This is a genomic window from Methylobacterium aerolatum, from assembly GCF_022179085.1.
In the GTDB taxonomy this organism is placed as follows: domain Bacteria; phylum Pseudomonadota; class Alphaproteobacteria; order Rhizobiales; family Beijerinckiaceae; genus Methylobacterium; species Methylobacterium aerolatum.
The window spans coordinates 1-19,307 of record NZ_BPQE01000027.1; the positions used below are offsets into that span (position 1 = coordinate 1).

Here is a 19,307-nt window from a genome sequence, read left to right on the forward strand (position 1 = left end):
CCGGCCATGGGGATGCAGCGCGGATCGAACGAGGCATCTGAGGTCGTGATGAGCTCCCGTCTTGAAGACCTGAAGTTTCTCTTCACCCTCAGCGCCGTCGTCCTGTGCGGCAGCGGCCTGGACCTCATCCTGCGGCATTGAGCCGTTCCGGTTCGACCGGGATTACTTCGGAAAACTTGAAAAACCCGTCGATGGATCCCCGGTCGTCTTTGCGAGCGACGCGAAGCAATCCAGGGAGCCGCCTCGTTCTGGGACGTCCCGCTGCCCTCGATTGCTTCGCTGACGCTCGCAAGGACGGCGGCGGCGTATGATCCAAGTTTCCCCGGAAACGCGCTCGCGCCGGCACGCACTCACTCCGTTCATGCGTGCCGGCGCGAGCGAATTATCTTTGCATCGATGTTTCCAGTCTCGGCTGACGCCTCCGACTTGATCGATGCACGAGTCGCCATGGCGGTGCAGCAACCGCCGACTTGGTCGGTTCTCCGGCCCCCGCGCCCTGTCTGTCGCTTCCCCGTTCCGGAAACGGCCGCTGCCGTCGTCCGGATCGATGCGACGGGGCCCCCTGCGATACATCCATCGCACCGGGGCCGCCTCCGCGCGACAGCGATGCCCGGCGATCGGTCAGGCGGCTGAGCGGTCCAGTTGCGTGTAGAGGCCGAGGGCCCTGTGCAGCGCGGCCCGGGCCGCCGTGGCGTCGTGCTGCGTGTTGGCGGGCGTCGGGACGACGATCACGCGGTGGGGAGCCGGTGCGCCGGAGCGGTGGCCGCCTGCGCCGGCGGCGGTGGCGTTGCCGGTGAGGAGGAGGCCCCGCAGGCCGGCCGCCCGCTCCCGCCGCTCGGTCCGCATCCGCAGAAGGCCGACGACGAGTCCGATCAGCCCGGCGGCCTCGCATGTCAGCGCGATCACATATCCCGGAGCCATCAGGCCGTCCCGCCTCGGTGTGAGGGGCAGACCGTGCCGAAACAGGGTTAATGCAATCCTAACCCGCCCCGTCCCTCACCACATGTCGAGGGCGACGCGGGCCTCGTCGGACATGCGGCTCTGGTCCCACGGCGGATCGAACACCATGGTGACGGAGCAGGATTGAACGCCCTGCACCGCCGAGACGGCGTTCTCGACCCAGCCCGGCATCTCGCCCGCCACCGGGCAGCCCGGCGCCGTGAGGGTCATGTCGATGGCGACCTTCCGGTCGTCGTCGATATCGACCTTGTAGATCAGGCCGAGCTCGTAGATGTCCGCCGGGATCTCCGGGTCGTACACGGATTTGAGGGCCGCGACGATGTCGTCTGTCAGGCGGTCCATCTCGGCCGGCGGGATCGCCGAGGCGCCCTCGACGGCGGGCGTGTTGTTGCCGCCGGTGATGGTGGCGTCGGTGCTCATCGGTCTCACCCTTCCCTCGCCGCGGTCAAGGCGCGGCCGGTTCCCATATCAGGCAAACAGCATTTCGGCCTTTGCCAGCGCCTCCGCAAGCGCGTCGATTTCGGAGGTCGTGTTGTAGAGCCCGAAGGAGGCGCGGCAGCTCGAGGTCATGCCGAAGCGCTTCAGCAGCGGCATGGCGCAATGGGTCCCCGCCCGCACCGCCACGCCCTGCCGGTCGATGACCGTGGCGATGTCGTGGGCGTGCGCGCCCTTCATCTCGAAGCTGACGACGCCACCCTTGCCCTTGGCGTTGCCGATGATGCGGATCGCGTTCATCGCGCCGAGGCGCTCGTGGGCATAGGCCGTGAGCGCCGCCTCGTGCGCGGCGATGTTCTCGCGGCCGAGCGTCATCATGAACTCTAGCGCGGCGCCGAGGCCGACCGCCTCGATGATCGCCGGCGTGCCCGCCTCGAACCGGTGGGGCGGATCGTTGTAGGTGACCGCGTCCTCGCTCACCGTGCGGATCATTTCGCCGCCGCCCTGGTAGGGGGGCAGGCGCTCCAGCCACTCCTTCTTCCCGTAGAGCACGCCGATGCCGGTCGGCCCGTAGACCTTGTGGCCGGTGAAGACGAAGAAGTCGCAATCGAGCGCCCGCACGTCCACGGGCTGGTGGACGGCGCTCTGGGCCCCGTCGAGGAGCACCGGCACGCCGTGGGCGTGGGCGATGCGCACGATCTCGGCCGCCGGCGTCACCGTGCCGAGTACGTTCGACATATGGGTGATCGCCACCATCTTGGTGCGCGGCGTGAACAGCTTTTCGAAGTCCTCGACGAGGAAGTTGCCCTCGTCGTCCACCGGCGCCCACTTGATCACGGCGCCCCGGCGCTCGCGCAGGAAGTGCCAGGGCACGATGTTGGAGTGGTGCTCCATGATCGAGAGGATGATCTCGTCCCCCTCCCCGATCAGCCCGCCCCAGCCCATGGAGGACGCCACGAGGTTGTAGGCCTCGGTGGCGTTGCGGGTGAAGATGATCTCGTCCGTGGAGGCGGCGTTGAGGAACTGCCGCGTCGTCTCGCGGGCGCCTTCGAACCCCTCGGTCGCCGCGTTCGCCATGTAGTGCAGGCCGCGGTGGACGTTGGCGTAGCCGGTCTGCATGCAGGTGACCATCGCGTCGATCACGGCGCGGGGTTTCTGCGAGGAGGCCGCGTTGTCGAGGTAGACCAGCGGCTTGCCGTAGACCTTCTCCGCCAGGATCGGGAATTCCTTCCGGATCTCGGCGACGTCGTAGGTTGGGGTGAGGACGGGTGCGTTCATCGCTTCTCACTCACAGGTTTCCCTCCCCCTTGCGGGGAGGAGTAGGGGTGGGGGTGGTGCCGGATGAGGCGCAACGGTGCCTCCTGAACCACCCCCACCCCCCGCCCCTCCCCGCATAAGGGGGAGGAGAGCGCGGCGCGCTTAGCCCCGCGCCGCCAACCAAGCCTCGATCTCGCCGATCAGCACCGCGCGGGCGCCCTCGTGCGTGACCGTCTCGATGGCTTCGCCGAGGAAGGCCTGGACGAGCAGGCTCTCCGCGATGGGGCGGGGCAGGCCGCGGGCCATCAGGTAGAACAGCAGGTCGTCGTCCGGCGCGCCGCAGGTGGCCCCGTGGCCGCACGCGACGTCGTCGGCGAAGATCTCCAGCTCCGGCTTGTTCATCATCTGCCCCTCGTCGGTGAGGAGGAGACAGTCGGACTTCATCTTGCCGTCGGTCTGCTGGGCCGCCTGGCGGACGATGATCTTGCCCTGGAAGACGCCCGTGGCGTTGCCGTCGATCACCGTCTTGAACTGCTCCCGGCCGACGCCCCCCACCGCCGCATGGTCGGCCAGCAGGGTCGAATCGGCGAGCTGTCCGTCACGGAGCATGGAGGCGCCGTTGACGACCACGTTCGTCCCCTCCCCCGCGATGTTGAGGAAGATCTGGTGACGGGACAGCACGGCGCCCGTCACCACGGCGACGGTCTCCAGCTGCGCCTCGTCCTCCAGCTTGACGCTGATGGTCGAGAGGGCGACGGCGGCCGAGCCTTCCTTGTTCAGGCGGCTGTGCCGGAACGCGGCGCCCTTGCCGATATGCACGTCGAGGGCGTCGTTCGGCTGGTAGGTCAGCCCGTCCGGTCCCTCGTGGCTCTCCAGCACGGTGAAGTCCGTCCCCTCGGCCAGATCGACCAGCACGCGGGTCGCGGTGGAGAAGGCGTCCGCGCCGGTGTTCACGAAGCGCAGGTGAACCGGCCGGTCGGGCTTGGCGCCGGCCGCGACGCTGATCAGCGCGCCGTCCGCGAGGAAGGCCGTGTTCAGCTGGTAGACCGGGTTGTCGCGCGCCTGGGGCACGGGGGCGAGGCGCTTCAGGCGCGCGTCGCCCTTGCCCATGGCGTCGTTGATCGGGGTCACGCTCACGCCGTCCGGAAGGCCGGAGAGGTCGGACAGGGCGCGGATCAGGTGGCCGTTGACGAAGGTCAGCCGGGCGGCCTCGATCGTGTCGAAGCCCTTGGCGGCGGCGACCGCCTTGCGGGCGGCCTCGGCCGAGGGGGCCTCGGCGGGCGGGGCCGCCTCGGTGATCGCGGCGCGAAGGTCGGTGTACTTGAACGCCTCGACCCGGCGGCTCGGCAGGCCCGTGGCCTCGAAGAACTTGAACGCCTCCTCGCGGCCGATGGCCTCCTCGGTGGCGAAGCTCTTGCGCCCGGCCTCGAACAGGGCCGACAGGCCGGTCTCGGCGCCCGTGCGGAGGTTCTTGACCTCGGCCATCACGCGGCCTCCCCGGTGCGGTACTCGGCGTAGCCGGAGGCTTCGAGTTCCAGCGCCAGCTCCTTGCCGCCCGACTTCACGATCTGCCCCTTGGACATGACGTGCACCACGTCCGGGACGATATGGTTCAGGAGGCGCTGGTAGTGGGTGATGACGAGGAAGGAGCGGCCCTCCGCGCGCAGCGCGTTCACGCCCTCGGAGACGATGCGCAGCGCATCGATGTCGAGGCCGGAATCGGTCTCGTCCAGCACGCAGAACTTCGGCTGGAGCAGCGCCATCTGCAGGATCTCCATGCGCTTCTTCTCACCGCCGGAGAAGCCGACGTTGAGGGCGCGCTTGAGCATTTCCTTGTTGATCTCGAGCTTGTCGGCGGCGCCGTTCACCGCACGGATGAAGTCCGGCGTCGACAGCTCGTCCTCGCCGCGCGCCTTGCGTTGGGCGTTCAGGCACGCCTTCAGGAAGGTCATGGTGCCGACGCCGGGGATCTCCAGCGGGTACTGGAAGGCCAGGAACACGCCGGCGGCCGCGCGCTCGTCGGGGGCCATCTCCAGGAGGTTCTGGCCGTCGAGCAGGATCTCGCCCTCGAGGACTTCGTAGTCCTCCTTGCCGGCGATGACGTAGCTGAGCGTCGACTTGCCAGAGCCGTTCGGCCCCATGATCGCGGCGACTTCGCCGTCCTTCACGGTGAGGTTGAGGCCGTTGAGGATGCGGTTGTCCTCGATCTGCACCACGAGGTTCTTGATTTCGAGCATAGGTTGGTCGTCCTGTTTGAATTCGTGGTTCTCCCCGAGCGCGAGGCGCTCTCCTCCCCCTGGCGCGGAGGAGTGGGAGGTAGGGGTGGTTCAGGAGGCACCGCCGAGCATCATCCGGCACCACCCCCACCCCGACCCCTCCCCACAAGGGAGAGGGGGGATGCTCACAGCTGTCGTGACCGTCAGCCCACCGAGCCTTCGAGGCTGATCGAGATCAGCTTCTGGGCCTCGACGGCGAACTCCATCGGCAGTTGCTGCAGCACGTCGCGGACGAAGCCGTTGACGATGAGGGCGGTCGCCTCCTCCTCGGAGAGGCCGCGCTGCAGGCAGTAGAACTTCTGCTCCTCGGAGATCTTTGAGGTGGTGGCCTCGTGCTCGAACACGGCGGAGGCGTTCTTCGACTCGATGTAGGGCACGGTGTGCGCCCCGCACTGGTCGCCGATGAGCAGCGAGTCGCAGTTCGTGAAGTTGCGCGCGCCCTTGGCCTTCTTGTGGGCCGAGACGAGGCCCCGGTAGGTGTTCTGCGACCGCCCGGCCGAGATGCCCTTCGAGATGATCCGGCTCGTCGTGTTCTTGCCGAGGTGGATCATCTTGGTGCCGGAATCGACCTGCTGCATGCCGTTCGACACCGCGATCGAGTAGAACTCGCCGCGGCTGTCGTCACCGCGCAGGATGCAGGACGGGTACTTCCAGGTGATGGCCGAGCCGGTCTCGACCTGCGTCCACGAGATCTTCGAGCGGGCGCCGCGGCAATCGCCGCGCTTCGTCACGAAGTTGTAGATGCCGCCCTTGCCGTCGTTGTCGCCGGGGTACCAGTTCTGGACCGTCGAGTACTTGATCTCGGCATCCTCCAGGGCGACGAGCTCGACCACCGCCGCGTGCAGCTGGTTGTCGTCGCGCTTCGGCGCGGTGCAGCCCTCGAGATACGAGACGTAGGAGCCCTTGTCCGCGATGATCAGCGTGCGCTCGAACTGGCCGGTGTCGCGCTCGTTGATGCGGAAATAGGTCGACAGCTCCATCGGGCAGCGGACGCCCGGCGGGATGTAGACGAACGAGCCGTCCGAGAAGACCGCCGAGTTCAGCGTCGCGAAGAAGTTGTCCGTCACCGGCACGACCGAGCCGAGGTACTTCTTCACGAGGTCGGGATACTCCTTCACGGCCTCGGAGATCGGCATGAAGATCACGCCGGCCTTCGACAGCTCCTTCTTGAAGGTCGTGGCGACCGAGACGCTATCGAACACCGCGTCCACGGCCACCCGGCGCTCGGGGGCGATGCCCTCCAGCACCTCGACCTCGCGGAGCGGGATGCCGAGCTTCTCGTAGGTCTTCAGGATCTCGGGGTCGATCTCGTCGAGGGATTCGGGTCCCTTCCGCTTCGGCGCGGCGTAGTAGTAGATGTCGTTATAGTCGACCTTGTCGTAGGAGACGCGCGCCCACTCCGGCTCCTGCATGGTGAGCCAGCGCCGGTAGGCGTCGAGGCGCCATTCCAGCAGCCACTCCGGCTCGTTCTTCTTGGCCGAGATGAAGCGCACGACATCCTCGGAGATGCCCTTCTCGGACTTCTCCATCTCGATCGTGGTCTCGAAACCGTACTTGTACTGGTCGAGGTCGATCGAGCGGACCCGATCGATGGTTTCCTGCACGGCAGGCATCAGCGTCTCCTGGCATGCCCGGCGTCAAGGGCCGGGAAGCGTGTGGATGGCTTGGAGGGCGGCGCTCAGGCCGCCCGCCCTCGCCTCTCATATAGGGATGTCACGACCCGTTCTAAGGCGTGGAGGAGACGTGACGCATCTTCCTCCACGGTATTCCAGCCCAGACTGACCCGCAGCGCCCCCGCCGCCAGCGCCGGAGGGACCCCCATCGCCGCCAGGGTCGCCGACCGCGCGACCTTGCCCGAGGAGCAGGCCGAACCCGACGAGACCGCCACGCCCGCGAGGTCGAGGGCGATCAGCGCCGCCGGGGCGTCGAGGCCCGGCACGGCGAAGCTCAGGGTGTTCGGCAACCGGGGCGCCCCCGCCCCGAACACCACCGCGTCCGGCGCGAAGGCGCGCACGCCCGCCTCGATCCGGTCGCGCAGCGCGCCGAGCCGCAGGGACTCCGCCTCCCGCGACGCGGCCGCGATCCGGGCCGCCTCGCCCATCCCGGCCAGCGCCGGAAGGGCCTCGGTGCCGCAGCGCAGGCGCTTCTCCTGGCCGCCGCCCCGGACGAAGGGCGCCTCCAGGCTCACGCCCTCCGCGAGGACGAGGGCGCCGACGCCCTTCGGCGCAGCGAACTTGTGGCCCGACAGCGTGAGCGCATCGAGCCCCAGCCCAACGAAATCCACGGCGATCTTGCCCATCGCCTGCACCGCGTCGCTGTGGACGAGGGCCGCGCCATGGGCCTTGGCCAGCGCCACGATGTCGGCCAGCGGCTGGACGACGCCCGTCTCGTTGTTGGCGGCATGCACCGAGATCAGCACCGTCTCGTCCCGCAGTGCGGCCAGACGGGCTTCGAGATGCGCGAGATCGAGAACACCCGCGCCGTCCACCGGCAGAGTCTCGCACGCCTCCGCCGGGAAGCGATGACCCGCCGCCACGCAGGGATGCTCGGTGGCGCTGAACAGAAGGCGCGTCGGCGCGGGCAGGCCCCCGCGCCGCAGGGCGCCGGATAGGACCGCGTTCGCGGCCTCGGTGCCGCCGCTCGTGAAGACCACCTGCGCCGGCTTGGCATGGACCAGGGCCGCCACCTCGGCGCGGGCCGCCTCCAGCACCACGCGGGCCGCCCGGCCCTCGGCATGGATCGAGGACGGATTGCCCGGCAGGAGGAGCGCGCGCGCCACCGCCTCCGCCACGGCCGGACGAGCCGGGGCGGTCGCGTTGTGGTCGAGGTAGGCGCGCTGCGTGCCCATCACCGAACGTTTCGTCTCCTGCGAGCGTGCGATTTGCTTGCACGCGGGGTGGTTCGCCGTGTTAAGGCGCGCCGACGGAAATACCGGTCCCTCCGGCCGGGAGAGTCCCGGACGGGTTGCCGATCACTGGATCTCGCTACTCTTTAGAACTATTCTAATCACCTAGAATTGTTCTAAGAGCGCTTTTATGGCGTGCATCCCTTGAGTCAAGGCGGCCCGTTGCGGCGCGGCATCCCACGGCGAGGGCGACGGAGCGAGAGGACGAACATGCCTGAGGTCATCTTCACCGGTCCCGCCGGCCGCCTGGAGGGCCGGTACCAAGCCCCCAAGAAGCGCGGCGCGCCCATCGCCATCGTGCTGCACCCGCACCCGCAATTCGGGGGCACCATGAACAATCAAATTGTGTACAACCTTTTCTACACGTTCGCCAACCGCGGATTCGCAGCCCTGCGCTTCAATTTTCGCGGGGTCGGCCGCAGCCAGGGCTCCTTCGACCACGGCTCGGGCGAACTCTCCGACGCCGCCGCCGCCCTGGATTGGGTGCAGGCGGTCAACCCGGAGGCCAAGGCGTGCTGGATCGCGGGTGTCTCCTTCGGCTCGTGGATCGGGATGCAGCTCCTGATGCGCCGCCCGGAGATCGAGGGCTTCATCTCCATCGCGGCCATGGCCAACCGCTATGATTTCACCTTCCTGGCGCCCTGCCCCTCCTCCGGCCTGTTCGTCCACGGCTCCGAGGACCGCGTGGCCCCCGCCCGCGAGGTGATGCCGGTGATCGAGAAGGTGAAGACGCAGAAGGGCGTCATCATCGAGCACCAGATCGTGGACGGGGCGAACCACTTCTTCGACGGCAAGGTCGACGAGCTGACCCAGACCGTCGACACCTACCTCGACAAGCGCCTCGGCAAGCGCGAGGAGGCGGCCTGAGTCGCCCAGGCCGTCCACCGGGACCGGGCGCGGCATCGCCCCGCGCCCGGTCCCGGGCGCCTTGACGCAGGGCAGCGCGGCGAATAGGGCCGCCGGTAGACGCCTCTTTCATGGAACTCCCCCTGGCCTGATGACGGACAGCCCCTCCGAGCAACCGGTCGTTCTTCTGGTCGAGGATGACGGCCTCCTCCTGATGGAGGCGTCCGACACCCTGGCCGATGCGGGCTTCACGGTGCTGGAGGCGTCGCACGCCGACAAGGCCTTGGCCGTGCTGGAGAATCGGAGAGACGTCGAGGTCCTGATGACCGACGTCGACATGCCCCAGGGCTCGATGGACGGCTTCGCCCTCGCCCGCCTCGTCGCCCACCGCTGGCCGGGGATCCCGGTGCTGGTGGTGTCCGGGATGGGGACGCCGGGCCCGAACGACATGCCCGACGGGGCACGCTTCATCCCCAAGCCCTACGAGCCGACAACCCTGGTCCGAACCCTGCGCTCCTTCATCCGCCGGGCGGCCTGAGGCATAACGGGCGCCGCCGCGCTCCGGCGCGCCGGGAATCGCGGATGCCGGTTCCAGACGTGCCGGGCCAAAAGCCGATGAGTTCCATGACCGACGACAGCCGACAGCACCGGTTCGCGACCCTGGCGATCCACGCGGGCGCCGCCCCCGATCCGGCCACCGGTGCGCGGGCGCAGCCGATCTATTTCACCAACGGCTTCGTGTTCGAATCCTCCGAGCAGGCGGCGGACATCTTCGCCGTGCGCAAGACCGGCTTCTCCTATTCCCGGGGCTCGAACCCCACCGTCGCCGCCCTGGAACGCCGGGTCGCCGCCCTGGAGGGGGCCAAGGCCGCCGTCGCGGTGGCCTCCGGCCAGTCGGCCGTGCTCCTCGTGCTGATGACGCTGATGCGCTCGGGCGATTCCTACGTCGCCTCCCCGCGCCTCTTCGGCGGGTCGCTCGGCCTGATGCGCCGCCTCGACGGTCGCTACGACCTGAAGCCCCGCTTCGCCACGGGCATGGAGCCCGCCGACTTCGAGGCGGCGATCACGCCGGAGTGCAAGGCGATCGTCTGCGAATCCATCGTGAACCCCTGCGGGTTCGTGACCGATCTCGAAGGGATCGCGGCGGTGGCCAAGCGTCACGGCCTGCCGCTCATCGTCGACAACACCCTTGCCTCGCCCGCGCTGATCCGGCCGATCGCCCACGGCGCGGACATCGTGGTGCACTCGACCTCGAAGTTCCTGGCGGGCTCGGGCCAAGTGATCGGCGGCATGATCTGCGATGGCGGCACCTTCGACTGGGTGAAGGCCGGCGGCTACGACCTCATCAACGAGCCCTGGCCGGATTACGACGGCCTCGTCATCCCCCAGCGCTTCCCGGAGACGCCCTTCGCCGTCGCCTGCCGCCTGTTCGGCCTGCGCGACCTCGGGCCGGGCCTGTCGCCCATGAACGCCTTCCTGACGCTCACCGGCATCGAGACCTTGCCGCTGCGCATGGAGCGGCACTGCGCCAACGCCAAGGCCGTGGCCGCCTTCCTGCGGGACCACCCGGCGGTGGCGTGGGTCAGCTATCCCGGCCTCCCCGGCCAGACCGGCGAGGCGAATGCCGCCCGCTACACGCCGAAGGGGCCCGGCGCGATCTTCACCTTCGCCCTCAAGGGCGGCGAGAGCGCGGCGAAGACCTTCATCGCCTCCCTCGATCTTGTGTCGCACCTCGTGAACATCGGCGAGATCAAGACCCTGGCGATCCACCCCGCCACGACCACCCACCGGCAATTGCCGGACCGCGAGAAGGCCATCGCCTTCGTCGGGCCGGAGACGGTGCGGCTCTCGATCGGGCTGGAGAACGTCGAGGACCTGATCGCCGACATCGCGCAGGCGCTGGAGAAGGTGGGCTGAGGGGAAGAGATTCGCTCCGCGCGGATCTCAGCGCAAGGCGCCGCTCCAGTCGCGGCCCCCGGAAGAAATCCGCAGGATCACGATGCGATCGTCTTCGACGGCGAAGGCCACAGCGACTCGCCGTTCGAAACCGATGACCTGCAGCCCCGGACGGATATCGTCGCGAAGGCTTCCGCGCTCGGCGCCGAGACCGAGCCCTGCGCAGAAGCGGAGGATCCGCTCTTCATAATCCGCGGCGACCGCAGGCCCGGCCGTGTCGGCAATGTAATCGTAGAGTGAGTCCAGGTCGTTGGCGGCGTCCGGCGTGTAGACGACACGCCGCCGCTTCATGCTTCGCCGTTCAGGCGGGAGGCGTGGCGTCGCCGCATCCGCTCGACCATGTCCTCCGGCGTGAGTATGAGGGACGGATCGGTCCGCCAGCGGTCGTAGGTCGTCGCCACATCCTCGCGAAGCCATCGCTCGACGGCGGCGTCCCGTTCCTGCAGTGCGCGAAGGCCGGCACGCACGACCTCGCTCGCGCTGGCGAAGGTGCCCGATTTCACCTGGGCATCGATGAAGGCGGCCTGTTCGGCCGGTAGACTGAACGTGCGCTTCTCGGCGGCGGCCATGCGATCCCCCAACGGAACGGTCGAACACCCCGGTATGACGGTATCATACCGGAGTCCCGTCATCCTATCGCCGCCGCTCCAGGATCGACACGTAGTTGGCGACCGCCGCGCCGCCCATGTTGAACACGCCGGCGAGTTCGGCGCCGGGGATCTGCATGTCGCCCGCCTCGTTCATGAGCTGCAGGCAGGCCATGACGTGCATGGACACGCCGGTCGCGCCGACGGGGTGGCCCTTGGACTTGAGGCCGCCCGAGGGATTGACCGGCAGCTTGCCGCCCTTCTCCGTCATGCCCTCGCGGACGATCCGGTAGCCCTCGCCCGGCGCGGCCAGACCCATCGCCTCGTACTCGATGAGTTCCGCGATGGTGAAGCAGTCGTGGGTCTCCACGAAGGAGAGGTCCTCGTTGGCGATCCCGGCCTGTTCCCGGGCCTTGGCCCAGGCGCGGCGGGCGCCCTCGAAGGCGGTCGGGTCCCGGCGGGAGAGGGGGAGGATGTCGTTGACCTGGGCGCGGGCGCGGAAGCCCACGGCGCGCTCCAGGCGGGCGGCGGTCTCGGCGTCGGCCACCACGAGGGCGGCGGCGCCGTCCGAGATCAGGGAGCAGTCGGTCCGGCGCAGGGGCGCGGCGACGTAGGGGTTCTTGTCCGAGACGCGGTTGCAGAAGTCGAAGCCGAAATCCTTGCGCATCTGCGCGTAGGGGTTGGCGACGCCGTTGTGATGGTTTTTGGCGGCGATGCGGGCCAGTTCCTCGCTGCGGTCGCCGTAGCGCTGGAAGTAGTTCGCCGCGATCCGCCCGAACACGCCAGCGAAGCCGCCCTCGATCTCGGCCTCCTCCTTCCGGTAGGAGGCGCCGAGCAGGATGTCGCCGGTCTCCGCGACGGACTTGGCCGTCATCTTCTCGGCGCCGACCACCAAAGCGATCCGCCCCCGGCCGCTATCCACGAAGTCGAGGGCGGCGTAGAGGGCGGCCGAGCCGGTGGCGCAGGCGTTCTCCAGGTGCGTCGAGGGCACGTGCGCCAGGTCGGGCTGGTTCGTGGCGACGAGGGAGCCCTCGAACCCCTGCTTCGAGAAGCCGGTGTTCATGACGCCGACATAGATGCCGTCGACCTCGGAGGCCGCCACGCCGGCGTGGGACAGGGCCTCCCCGGAGACGCGGGCGATGAGGCTCTCGGTGTCGGGGTCCTCCAGCTTGCCGAAGGGGGTGTGGGCCCAGCCCACGATGCAGGCGCGCGTCATCGTTTCCTCTCAGTTTGTCGGGACGATGGCCCCGGGGGCCGCCCGGATCAAGGGTGGTCGGGTGACGGTCCGGCCAGGAAGTCGAAGTCGCAGCCCTCCGGCGCCTGGGTGACGCTGCGCCGGTAGAGGGCCTTGTAGCCCCGCGCCGGGACCGGCGGCGGGGTGTGGGCGGCGAGGCGCCGGGCGATCTCCTCCGGCTCGACCAGCAGGTCGATCCGCTTCTCGCGCACCGAGAGCCGGAGGCGGTCGCCGTCGCGCACCGCCGCCAGGGGGCCGCCCACCGCCGCCTCGGGCGAGACGTGCAGCACGATGGCGCCGAAGGCCGTACCGGACATGCGCGCATCGGACACGCGCACCATGTCCTTCACCCCGGCCTTCGCGAGCTTCTTCGGGATGGGCAGATAGCCGGCCTCGGGCATCCCGGCGGCGTGGGGGCCCGCATTCTGCAGGACGAGGATGTCGTCGGCCGTGACATCGAGGTCGGGATCGTCGATCCGGGCGGACAGGTCCTCCAGGCCGGTGAACACCACCGCGCGCCCCTCGGTCTCGAACAGGGCGGGCGTCGCGGCGGCGCGCTTGAAGATGGCCCCGTCGGGGGCGAGGCTCCCGCCCAGGGCGATCAGCCCGCCCTGGGGCGAGACCGGATCGGAGAACGGGCGGATCACCGCCCGGTCCACCCACGGTTCCGGCTCGTCAAGCCGCTCGGCCAGGGTGCGGCCCTCGACATCCACGGTGTCGAGGTGGAGGAGGGGGCGCAACTCGCGCAGCAGGGCGCCCATGCCGCCCGCCGCGTGGAAATCCTCCATGTAGCCCTCGCCGACCGGCTTCAGGTCCACCAACACGGGGGTCTCGTCGGAGATAGCGTTGAACCGCTCGTAGGGGATGCGGATGCCGAGCCTCCCGGCGATGGCCGTGAGGTGGACGATGGCGTTGGTGGAGCCCGACACCGCCATCAGCACGCGGATGGCGTTCTCCACCGAGTGGCGCGTGATGACCCGGGAGGGCCGGATCCTCGTCTTGATCAGGCGGACGGCGGCCCGGCCGGTCTCCTCGGCGGCGACGAGCCGGTCGGAGTGGACGGCAGGGATCGCCGCCGTGCCGGGCAGCGACATCCCCAGCGCCTCCGCGATGCAGGCCATGGTCGAGGCGGTGCCCATGACGGCGCAGGTCCCGGCGGTGACGGAGAGCCGCCCTTCGACCTCGGCGATCTCCTCCGCATCGACGGTCCCGGCCCGGTACTTCGCCCAGAAGCCCCGGCAGTCGGTGCAGGCGCCGAGCCGCTGGCCCCGGTGACGGCCGGTGGACATCGGCCCCGTGACGAGCTGGATCGCCGGCAGGTCGGCCGACGCCGCGCCCATCAGCTGGGCCGGCACGGTCTTGTCGCAGCCGCCGATCAGCACCACCGCATCCATGGGCTGGGCGCCGATCATCTCCTCGGTGTCCATGGCCATCAGGTTGCGGTACATCATGCTGGTGGGATTGAGGAAAACCTCCCCCAGCGACACCGTGGGAAACGGCCGTGGCAGGGCGCCTGCCGCCAGCACCCCGCGGGAGACCGCCTCGACCAGGTCGTCCATGCCGCGGTGGCAGTTGTTGAAGCCCGACGGCGTCATGGCGATGCCGACCACCGGCTTTTCGAGCAGGCGCGTCGAGATCCCCATGGACCGGGCGAAGGAGCGCCGCAGGTAGCGGGCGAAATCCCGGTCGCCGTAGTTGGTAAGCCCCCGGTCGAGGCCGTGCGGTCCGTCGGTCATGGGCTTTCCTCGGGCGCTACCGCAGATGAAACGCGATCCAGGCCACGGCGAGGAGGGCGAGGATCGTGAGGGCATAGCGCATCACAGGCTTCACCGCCTCATGTCCCTCCCCCCAGTGCGGGGGAGGGAGGGGAGACATCCTCTCACCGCATCACGAAAGGGTTCTCCGGCGCGTCGCGGCTCGTGGAGATCCACACGCTCTTGGTCTCGAGATATTCGCGGATCGATTCGATGCCGCTCTCGCGGCCGAGGCCGGAGCGCTTCATGCCGCCGAAGGGCATCATGTAGCTCACCGCCCGGTAGGTGTTCACCCAGACGGTCCCGGCCTTGAGGCCCTTCGACATGCGCATGGCCCGGCCGATATCCTGCGTCCACACGCCCGCCGCGAGGCCGTAGATCACGTCGTTGCCCAACTTCAGCGCCTCGGCCTCGTCCTCGAAGCCGATGATGGAGAGGACGGGGCCGAATACCTCCTCCTGCGCGATCCGCATGGAGTTCGTCACGTCCGCGAAGATGGTCGGCTGGACGAACTGGCCGCCCCTGACGCCCTCCCCCGTGGCCGGGCCGCCGCCGAAGACGCAGCGGGCGCCCTCGCCCTTGGCCACCGCGATGTAGTCGAGCACCTTCTGGTACTGCGGCGGCGTGGTGATGGGGCCGATGTTGGTGCCCGCATCCATCGGGTCGCCGAGCTTGGCCGACTTCGCGAGCTCGATCAGCCGGGCCGTGAACTCCTCGCGGATGCTGTTCTGCACCAGCAGGCGGGATCCCGCGATGCAGGTCTGGCCGGTAGCCGCGAAGATGCCGGAGATGGCGCCGGCGGCGGCCATCTTCAGGTCGGCGTCGGCGAAGACGATGTTGGGCGACTTGCCGCCGAGTTCCAGGGCCACGCGCTTGATCTGCTTGGCCGCCTGCTCATAGATCCGCGCCCCGGTGACGTCGGAGCCGGTGAAGGTGATCTTGGCCACGTCCGGGTGATCGACGATCGCCGCGCCGGTCTCGGCGCCGTAGCCGGTCACGACGTTGAACATCCCGTCCGGCAGGCCCGCCTCCTTCATCAGCCCGGCGAATTCCAGCGTGCTGGCGGAGGCGAATTCCGAGGGCTTGATCACCACGGCGCAGCCCGCCGCCAGCGCCGGGGCGCATTTCCAGGCGACGAAGAGCAGCGGCGAGTTCCAGGCGGTGAGCGCGCCCACCACGCCCACCGGCTCGTGAGTGGTGAAGGCGAAGGTCTCCGGCTTGTCGATCGGGACCTGCGCGCCCTCGATCTTGTCCGCGAGGCCCGCGAAGTAATACCACCATTCCGGCTGGTACCGGGTCTGGCCGTGCATCTCGGCGAAGAGCTTGCCGTTGTCGCGGGTCTCGACCTCCGCGAGGTGCTGCGCCTCGCGGGCCACGATGTCGCCGATGCGCCGCAGGACCTTGCCCCGGGCGGAGGCGGTCATGCCCGCCCAGGGACCCTCGGTCATGGCGCGCTTGGCCGCCGCCACGGCCCGGTCGACATCGGTCTTGGAGGCGCGGGGAATCCTGGCCCAGGGCTCGCCGCGATAGGGATCGACCGAGTCGAACCACTCGCCCTCGACCGGATCGACGAACTGGCCGTCGATGTAGAGTTGATAGGTCTTCACGGCGCGGCTCCCCTGTTGCGGGTGGATGGGGCGGATATGGACCAGCCCGGCGGGTGGGGCCAGCCCATCCGGCCCGGCCCCGGTTTCAGCGCCGCCCGCATGGCGTGCGGCGGCAATGCGGGGGGATCTACGGCCTGGCGATCCAGTCCCGCACGCCCTCCGCCGAACGGAATGCGTCGAGGGCGTGGACCCTCGCCCCCGGCAGGGCGGCCTGGGCCATCGTGGCGAGGGCGTGGCCGGGGCCCAGTTCGAGGACATGCGTCGCGCCGTACTCGCCGCAGGCGTCAAGGCAGGCGGCCCAATCGAGGGTCTGCGAGACCTGCCGGGCCAGCTTGTCGAGCCCGGCTTCCGGCCGGAAGACCGCCGCGCCGTCGAGCCCGCTCAGCAGGCGCGGCGCCGAGGGCGGCGGCTGGTGCAGTTCCGCCCCGGCAAGGAGCGCCCGGAACCGGTCGCTCGCGGCGGCCAGGAGCGGCGTGTGCGAGGGCGTCGCCACGGCGAGGGGGACGGCGCGCTGCGCCCCGCGGGCCAGGGCCTCGCGGCAGAGGGGATCGAGGTCGTCCCGTCGGCCGCCGACGACGAAGCTGTCGGCGGCGTTGCGGATCGCCAGATGGCAGTCATGCCGGCGGATCAGGCCGTCGAGGGTGTCGCGCCCGAGGCCGCGGATCCCGGCGAGGCCGAACCCCTCCCCCGAGGCCGCGTCCATCGCCTCGGCCCGGGCGGCGGCGAGGCGCAGGACGGTCGGGGCGTCGAAGCGCCCGGCGACGCCCCAGGCGGCGAGGTCGCCGATGCTGTAGCCCGCCACGATCGACCGGCCGTTCAGGCCCGCCGCGATGACGCTCCAGCCCGCCAAGGCCGCGACGCAGCACAGGACCTGCCCGACGCGGTTACCGTGCAGCCCCTCCGCCGCTCCGGCAAGATCGCGCGGGTCGGCGCCGAGGAGCGGCCGGGCCGCCTCGAACACGGCCCGCGCCTCCGGCCGGTCGGCGGTGAGGGCGAACATGTCCGGGTGCTGGTTGCCCTGGCCGGAGAGGAGGATCGCGAGGGTCATGGGTGCGGCTCGCTCTGACGGGACGGACGGCGACGGGACTGGTTGCCCGCGACGATCCTCGGCATGTTCGCGAACGCCGTGACGCAATCCAGGATGTGGGCCGTTGCCGGATGTGGCGTGTCCCTGGATTGCTTCGCTTCGCTCGCAACGACGGCACAGGTACGATGCGGCGCTTTTAGCGCACCAGCTCGTCCGACCGCTTCATCGCCACGCGGTCGAGCGCCTTCACCAGCACGCTCCCGCCCTCCGGCGCCTCGTGCAACTCCCGCCACTGCACGCCTCCCCCGTCCGGCAGCAGAACCTCCCCGTCGAGGCGCATCGGTGCCGTGGCGTCGATCCGCGCCAAGCCGGCGAGCAGCGTGCGCGGAACCGGGCCGGGGCAGGGCCAGAGCAGGTCGAGGTCGGAGGTGGCGCCGAGGTAGGTCAGCCCCGTCACCGCCTGCCACAGCAGGGCGCCGAAGGGCCGGACCGTGAGGGCGTGCCCGGCCGCGAGCGCCAGCAGGGCGTCGAGGGTGGGTCGCCACGCGGCGGGCGCGTGGGGGGCGGCTTCGGCGAGGTCCGGCGCCGCCACCGGCTTCAGCGCCTCGGCCGGGAGGGCAAGGCCGATCCGGCGCTTGCCGGCGGCGGGGGGCAGGGGCAGGCCGAGGGGGACGAGGCCCCTCTCCTCCCCCGGATAGAGGCGCCGGACGATCAGCGGGCGACCGTCCTGCGCCCACCGGGCCACGTGCGGCAGCCCTTCGAGGTCGGGGCGGGTCGCGAGCATCGCCGCCCAAGCGGCGGGATCGGCCGCGACGAGATCGTGGCGGGCGGGCTCAGCCGCCACGGACCTGCCCGGCCACCACCTCCGCCACCGCCTGCGCCACCGGACGCCCGCCTCGCTCCCGGCCGAGCCGGTCCCGCTCGTCCCGCTCCGGCAGGGCGGCGATGAGGTCGCGGATCTGGGGGCCGAGGGCCGTGTCGGGATCGAGCACCGCGTGGACGGCGCCCATCGCGAGCATGTTGTCGAGGCCGGGCGCGAAGACCGGTGTCGAGTGCGCCATCTCCTGCAGCGTCTCCAACGGCAGCTTGGTGACGCGGGCGACGGAGGGCAGGTCCATCACGCTCGGGGCGGCGCCCGGCAGGGCCGCCAGCACCCGCGTCGCCAGCGCCGTGGCGATGAAGGCGCCCGCCGCCGAATGCCCGTAGAGCAGCCCCACGGTGGGGTGGCCGTGACGGTCCGCGAGCAGCAGCGCCTTGGCGAGGTGGGCGAGGCATTCGTTGAGGCCGAGCAACTCGTCCCGGCGGCTCATCCGCTGGCTGTCGGAATCGACGGCCACCAGGATCGGCGCCCTGTCCCCCGCCCGCACCGCGTCGAGGACATGACCCGCGAGGTCGAGGGCGCCCTCGACGCCGAGCGGCGTGTCGCCGTCGATCCCGATCACCCGCAGGCGTCCGCCCTCGAAGGGGCCGTCCCCGGAAACGAGACCGTCCGTCACCGCGACGGCGTGGCCCCCGGGGAAGAGGGAGGCCAGGATCTCAGCGAGCGTCATGGGCCGCCTCCCCTATCCGCGCCACGGTCTCGTCGAAGGCGCGGGTGTCCAGGGAGGGCACCGCGTCCGGATCGTTGACGCCGAGGCGCGCCCAGATCTCCGTCCCGTCGCGGCACTCCCCGAACCGCTCGATCCGCTCGCGCAGGCGGGCCTGCTCGGCCATGAGCGTGTCGAGGTCGAAGGCCGGGGCGTCGGCGATCAGCGACAGGGCCGCCGCGCGGAAGGAGGCGATCGTGTCGTCGCAGAAGGCGTCGGCCCCGCCGATCAGGCGCCGGTGCTTGCCGCCCATGGTGCGCCAGACGAGCGCGCGATCCTTCGAGTCGAATTCCTCGGCGCCCTTGTTGGTCTCGATCACCTCCGGCCCGGAGACCGAAATGCGGCCGCCCTCGGAGACCGCCAGCCGTGAGCAGGTGCCGGCGATGAGCCCGCCCCCGCCGAAGCACCCGGCCCGGCCGCCGATCAGCCCCACCACCGGCACTCCGGCGGCGCGAACCTCGGTGATGGCGCGCATCGCCTCGGCGATGGCGGTCTCGCCGGCATTGGCCTCCTGCAGGCGCACGCCGCCGGTATCGAGGAGGAGCAGCACGGCGGCGGGCCTGCCCTCCACCGCCGCCCGGAGCAGGCCGACGAGCTTGCCGCCATGGACCTCCCCGAACGCCCCGCCCATGAACCGGCCCTCCTGGGCGGCGACGTAGACGGGGCGCCCGTCGAGGGTGCCGGTGCCGACGACGATGCCGTCGTCGAAGGCGCGGGGCAGGTCGAACAGGGGCAGATGCGGGCTCATCCGCCGCTCTTCCGGGCCCAGCGCCTCGGTGAAGCTGCCTGGATCGAGGAGGGCGTCGAGGCGCTGGCGGGCGCTGGCCTCGTACCAGCTCAGGCGGTCGCGGTCGGGTCCGGCCGAGGGTCCTGCCAT

General features: G+C 70.2%; 20 protein-coding genes. 3 read left to right on the top strand and 17 right to left on the bottom strand.

Annotated features, from left to right (window positions below; genetic code table 11):
- Nucleotides 1–621 precede the first annotated feature (621 nt).
- From MFF06_RS17820 to MFF06_RS17850, 7 genes are all read right to left on the bottom strand, one after another.
- Nucleotides 622–921 (bottom strand): hypothetical protein, encoded by a 300-nt coding sequence (locus tag MFF06_RS17820; RefSeq protein ID WP_238206420.1) that lies wholly within the window; start codon nt 919–921, stop codon nt 622–624.
- 75 nt (nt 922–996) lie between these two features.
- Nucleotides 997–1,380, bottom strand: a complete 384-nt coding sequence (locus tag MFF06_RS17825; RefSeq protein ID WP_238206422.1) for an SUF system Fe-S cluster assembly protein — start codon at nt 1,378–1,380, stop codon at nt 997–999.
- 48 nt (nt 1,381–1,428) lie between these two features.
- Nucleotides 1,429–2,673 carry a cysteine desulfurase gene (locus MFF06_RS17830; protein ID WP_238206424.1) on the bottom strand — a complete coding sequence of 415 codons (1,245 nt, stop codon included), beginning with the start codon at nt 2,671–2,673 and terminating at the stop codon, nt 1,429–1,431.
- 141 nt (nt 2,674–2,814) lie between these two features.
- Nucleotides 2,815–4,137: a SufB/SufD family protein gene (locus MFF06_RS17835; RefSeq protein ID WP_238206426.1), complete on the bottom strand. Its 1,323-nt coding sequence runs from the start codon at nt 4,135–4,137 to the stop codon at nt 2,815–2,817.
- Nucleotides 4,137–4,889 carry a Fe-S cluster assembly ATPase SufC gene (gene sufC, locus MFF06_RS17840; RefSeq protein WP_238206428.1) on the bottom strand — a complete coding sequence of 251 codons (753 nt, stop codon included), beginning with the start codon at nt 4,887–4,889 and terminating at the stop codon, nt 4,137–4,139. Before sufC ends, MFF06_RS17835 begins: the two co-directional genes overlap by 1 nt.
- Nucleotides 4,890–5,071: 182 nt before the next feature.
- Entirely contained in the window at nt 5,072–6,541 is a 1,470-nt protein-coding gene (gene sufB / locus MFF06_RS17845) for a Fe-S cluster assembly protein SufB (protein ID WP_238206429.1), read from the bottom strand.
- Nucleotides 6,542–6,606: 65 nt separating this feature from the next.
- Nucleotides 6,607–7,776, bottom strand: coding sequence for a cysteine desulfurase family protein (locus tag MFF06_RS17850; protein ID WP_238206431.1), 1,170 nt, complete (start codon nt 7,774–7,776; stop codon nt 6,607–6,609).
- Nucleotides 7,777–8,043: 267 nt separating this feature from the next.
- On the opposite strand from MFF06_RS17850, the gene MFF06_RS17855 reads away from it, so the two are divergent.
- The 3 genes from MFF06_RS17855 to MFF06_RS17865 all read left to right on the top strand — a co-directional run bounded on the left by MFF06_RS17855 (nt 8,044) and on the right by MFF06_RS17865 (nt 10,596).
- Nucleotides 8,044–8,700: an alpha/beta hydrolase gene (locus tag MFF06_RS17855; RefSeq protein WP_238206433.1), complete on the top strand. Its 657-nt coding sequence runs from the start codon at nt 8,044–8,046 to the stop codon at nt 8,698–8,700.
- Between the two features lie 130 nt (nt 8,701–8,830).
- Nucleotides 8,831–9,217: a response regulator gene (locus MFF06_RS17860; protein ID WP_238206435.1), complete on the top strand. Its 387-nt coding sequence runs from the start codon at nt 8,831–8,833 to the stop codon at nt 9,215–9,217.
- Nucleotides 9,218–9,303: 86 nt separating this feature from the next.
- Nucleotides 9,304–10,596, top strand: coding sequence for an O-acetylhomoserine aminocarboxypropyltransferase/cysteine synthase family protein (locus MFF06_RS17865; RefSeq protein WP_238206437.1), 1,293 nt, complete (start codon nt 9,304–9,306; stop codon nt 10,594–10,596).
- Nucleotides 10,597–10,623: 27 nt separating this feature from the next.
- Here MFF06_RS17865 and MFF06_RS17870 read toward each other — a convergent pair whose 3' ends face one another.
- From MFF06_RS17870 to MFF06_RS17910, 10 genes are all read right to left on the bottom strand, one after another.
- Nucleotides 10,624–10,926: a type II toxin-antitoxin system RelE/ParE family toxin gene (locus MFF06_RS17870; protein ID WP_238206439.1), complete on the bottom strand. Its 303-nt coding sequence runs from the start codon at nt 10,924–10,926 to the stop codon at nt 10,624–10,626.
- Nucleotides 10,923–11,204: a type II toxin-antitoxin system ParD family antitoxin gene (locus tag MFF06_RS17875; RefSeq protein ID WP_238206441.1), complete on the bottom strand. Its 282-nt coding sequence runs from the start codon at nt 11,202–11,204 to the stop codon at nt 10,923–10,925. Before MFF06_RS17875 ends, MFF06_RS17870 begins: the two co-directional genes overlap by 4 nt.
- 64 nt (nt 11,205–11,268) lie before the next feature.
- Entirely contained in the window at nt 11,269–12,438 is a 1,170-nt protein-coding gene (locus MFF06_RS17880; protein WP_238206443.1) for an acetyl-CoA acetyltransferase, read from the bottom strand.
- Between the two features lie 47 nt (nt 12,439–12,485).
- Nucleotides 12,486–14,192: an IlvD/Edd family dehydratase gene (locus MFF06_RS17885; RefSeq protein WP_238206445.1), complete on the bottom strand. Its 1,707-nt coding sequence runs from the start codon at nt 14,190–14,192 to the stop codon at nt 12,486–12,488.
- A gap of 16 nt (nt 14,193–14,208) precedes the next feature.
- A complete protein-coding gene (locus tag MFF06_RS22715) occupies nt 14,209–14,331 on the bottom strand; it encodes a hypothetical protein (RefSeq protein ID WP_283207288.1) in 123 nt (40 codons plus the stop codon).
- Nucleotides 14,332–14,335: 4 nt separating this feature from the next.
- Entirely contained in the window at nt 14,336–15,817 is a 1,482-nt protein-coding gene (locus MFF06_RS17890; RefSeq protein WP_238206447.1) for an aldehyde dehydrogenase, read from the bottom strand.
- 127 nt (nt 15,818–15,944) lie between these two features.
- The gene (locus MFF06_RS17895; RefSeq protein ID WP_238206449.1) at nt 15,945–16,865 is read right to left on the bottom strand and encodes an ACP S-malonyltransferase; all 921 of its coding nucleotides are present in this window, start codon (nt 16,863–16,865) and stop codon (nt 15,945–15,947) included.
- Nucleotides 16,866–17,040: 175 nt separating this feature from the next.
- Nucleotides 17,041–17,688, bottom strand: coding sequence for a malonate decarboxylase holo-[acyl-carrier-protein] synthase (gene mdcG, locus MFF06_RS17900; protein WP_283207289.1), 648 nt, complete (start codon nt 17,686–17,688; stop codon nt 17,041–17,043).
- A complete protein-coding gene (gene mdcE / locus MFF06_RS17905) occupies nt 17,678–18,394 on the bottom strand; it encodes a biotin-independent malonate decarboxylase subunit gamma (RefSeq protein ID WP_238206451.1) in 717 nt (238 codons plus the stop codon). Before mdcE ends, mdcG begins: the two co-directional genes overlap by 11 nt.
- Entirely contained in the window at nt 18,381–19,307 is a 927-nt protein-coding gene (locus MFF06_RS17910; RefSeq protein ID WP_238206454.1) for a biotin-independent malonate decarboxylase subunit beta, read from the bottom strand. Before MFF06_RS17910 ends, mdcE begins: the two co-directional genes overlap by 14 nt.

Excerpts from the sequence above, each read along its gene's own strand:
- MFF06_RS17860 (WP_238206435.1), top strand. The coding sequence starts at position 8,831 with ATGACGGACAGCCCCTCCGAGCAACCGGTCGTTCTTCTGGTCGAGGAT.
- MFF06_RS17835 (WP_238206426.1), bottom strand. The coding sequence starts at position 4,137 with ATGGCCGAGGTCAAGAACCTCCGCACGGGCGCCGAGACCGGCCTGTCG.
- MFF06_RS17830 (WP_238206424.1), bottom strand. The coding sequence starts at position 2,673 with ATGAACGCACCCGTCCTCACCCCAACCTACGACGTCGCCGAGATCCGG.
- MFF06_RS17855 (WP_238206433.1), top strand. The coding sequence starts at position 8,044 with ATGCCTGAGGTCATCTTCACCGGTCCCGCCGGCCGCCTGGAGGGCCGG.
- MFF06_RS17885 (WP_238206445.1), bottom strand. The coding sequence starts at position 14,192 with ATGACCGACGGACCGCACGGCCTCGACCGGGGGCTTACCAACTACGGC.
- MFF06_RS17825 (WP_238206422.1), bottom strand. The coding sequence starts at position 1,380 with ATGAGCACCGACGCCACCATCACCGGCGGCAACAACACGCCCGCCGTC.
- sufB (WP_238206429.1), bottom strand. The coding sequence starts at position 6,541 with ATGCCTGCCGTGCAGGAAACCATCGATCGGGTCCGCTCGATCGACCTC.
- sufC (WP_238206428.1), bottom strand. The coding sequence starts at position 4,889 with ATGCTCGAAATCAAGAACCTCGTGGTGCAGATCGAGGACAACCGCATC.
- MFF06_RS17910 (WP_238206454.1), bottom strand. The coding sequence starts at position 19,307 with ATGGCAGGACCCTCGGCCGGACCCGACCGCGACCGCCTGAGCTGGTAC.
- MFF06_RS17880 (WP_238206443.1), bottom strand. The coding sequence starts at position 12,438 with ATGACGCGCGCCTGCATCGTGGGCTGGGCCCACACCCCCTTCGGCAAG.
- MFF06_RS22715 (WP_283207288.1), bottom strand. The coding sequence starts at position 14,331 with ATGTCTCCCCTCCCTCCCCCGCACTGGGGGGAGGGACATGAGGCGGTG.
- MFF06_RS17870 (WP_238206439.1), bottom strand. The coding sequence starts at position 10,926 with ATGAAGCGGCGGCGTGTCGTCTACACGCCGGACGCCGCCAACGACCTG.
- MFF06_RS17875 (WP_238206441.1), bottom strand. The coding sequence starts at position 11,204 with ATGGCCGCCGCCGAGAAGCGCACGTTCAGTCTACCGGCCGAACAGGCC.
- mdcE (WP_238206451.1), bottom strand. The coding sequence starts at position 18,394 with ATGACGCTCGCTGAGATCCTGGCCTCCCTCTTCCCCGGGGGCCACGCC.
- MFF06_RS17865 (WP_238206437.1), top strand. The coding sequence starts at position 9,304 with ATGACCGACGACAGCCGACAGCACCGGTTCGCGACCCTGGCGATCCAC.
- MFF06_RS17820 (WP_238206420.1), bottom strand. The coding sequence starts at position 921 with ATGGCTCCGGGATATGTGATCGCGCTGACATGCGAGGCCGCCGGGCTG.
- MFF06_RS17850 (WP_238206431.1), bottom strand. The coding sequence starts at position 7,776 with ATGGGCACGCAGCGCGCCTACCTCGACCACAACGCGACCGCCCCGGCT.
- MFF06_RS17895 (WP_238206449.1), bottom strand. The coding sequence starts at position 16,865 with ATGACCCTCGCGATCCTCCTCTCCGGCCAGGGCAACCAGCACCCGGAC.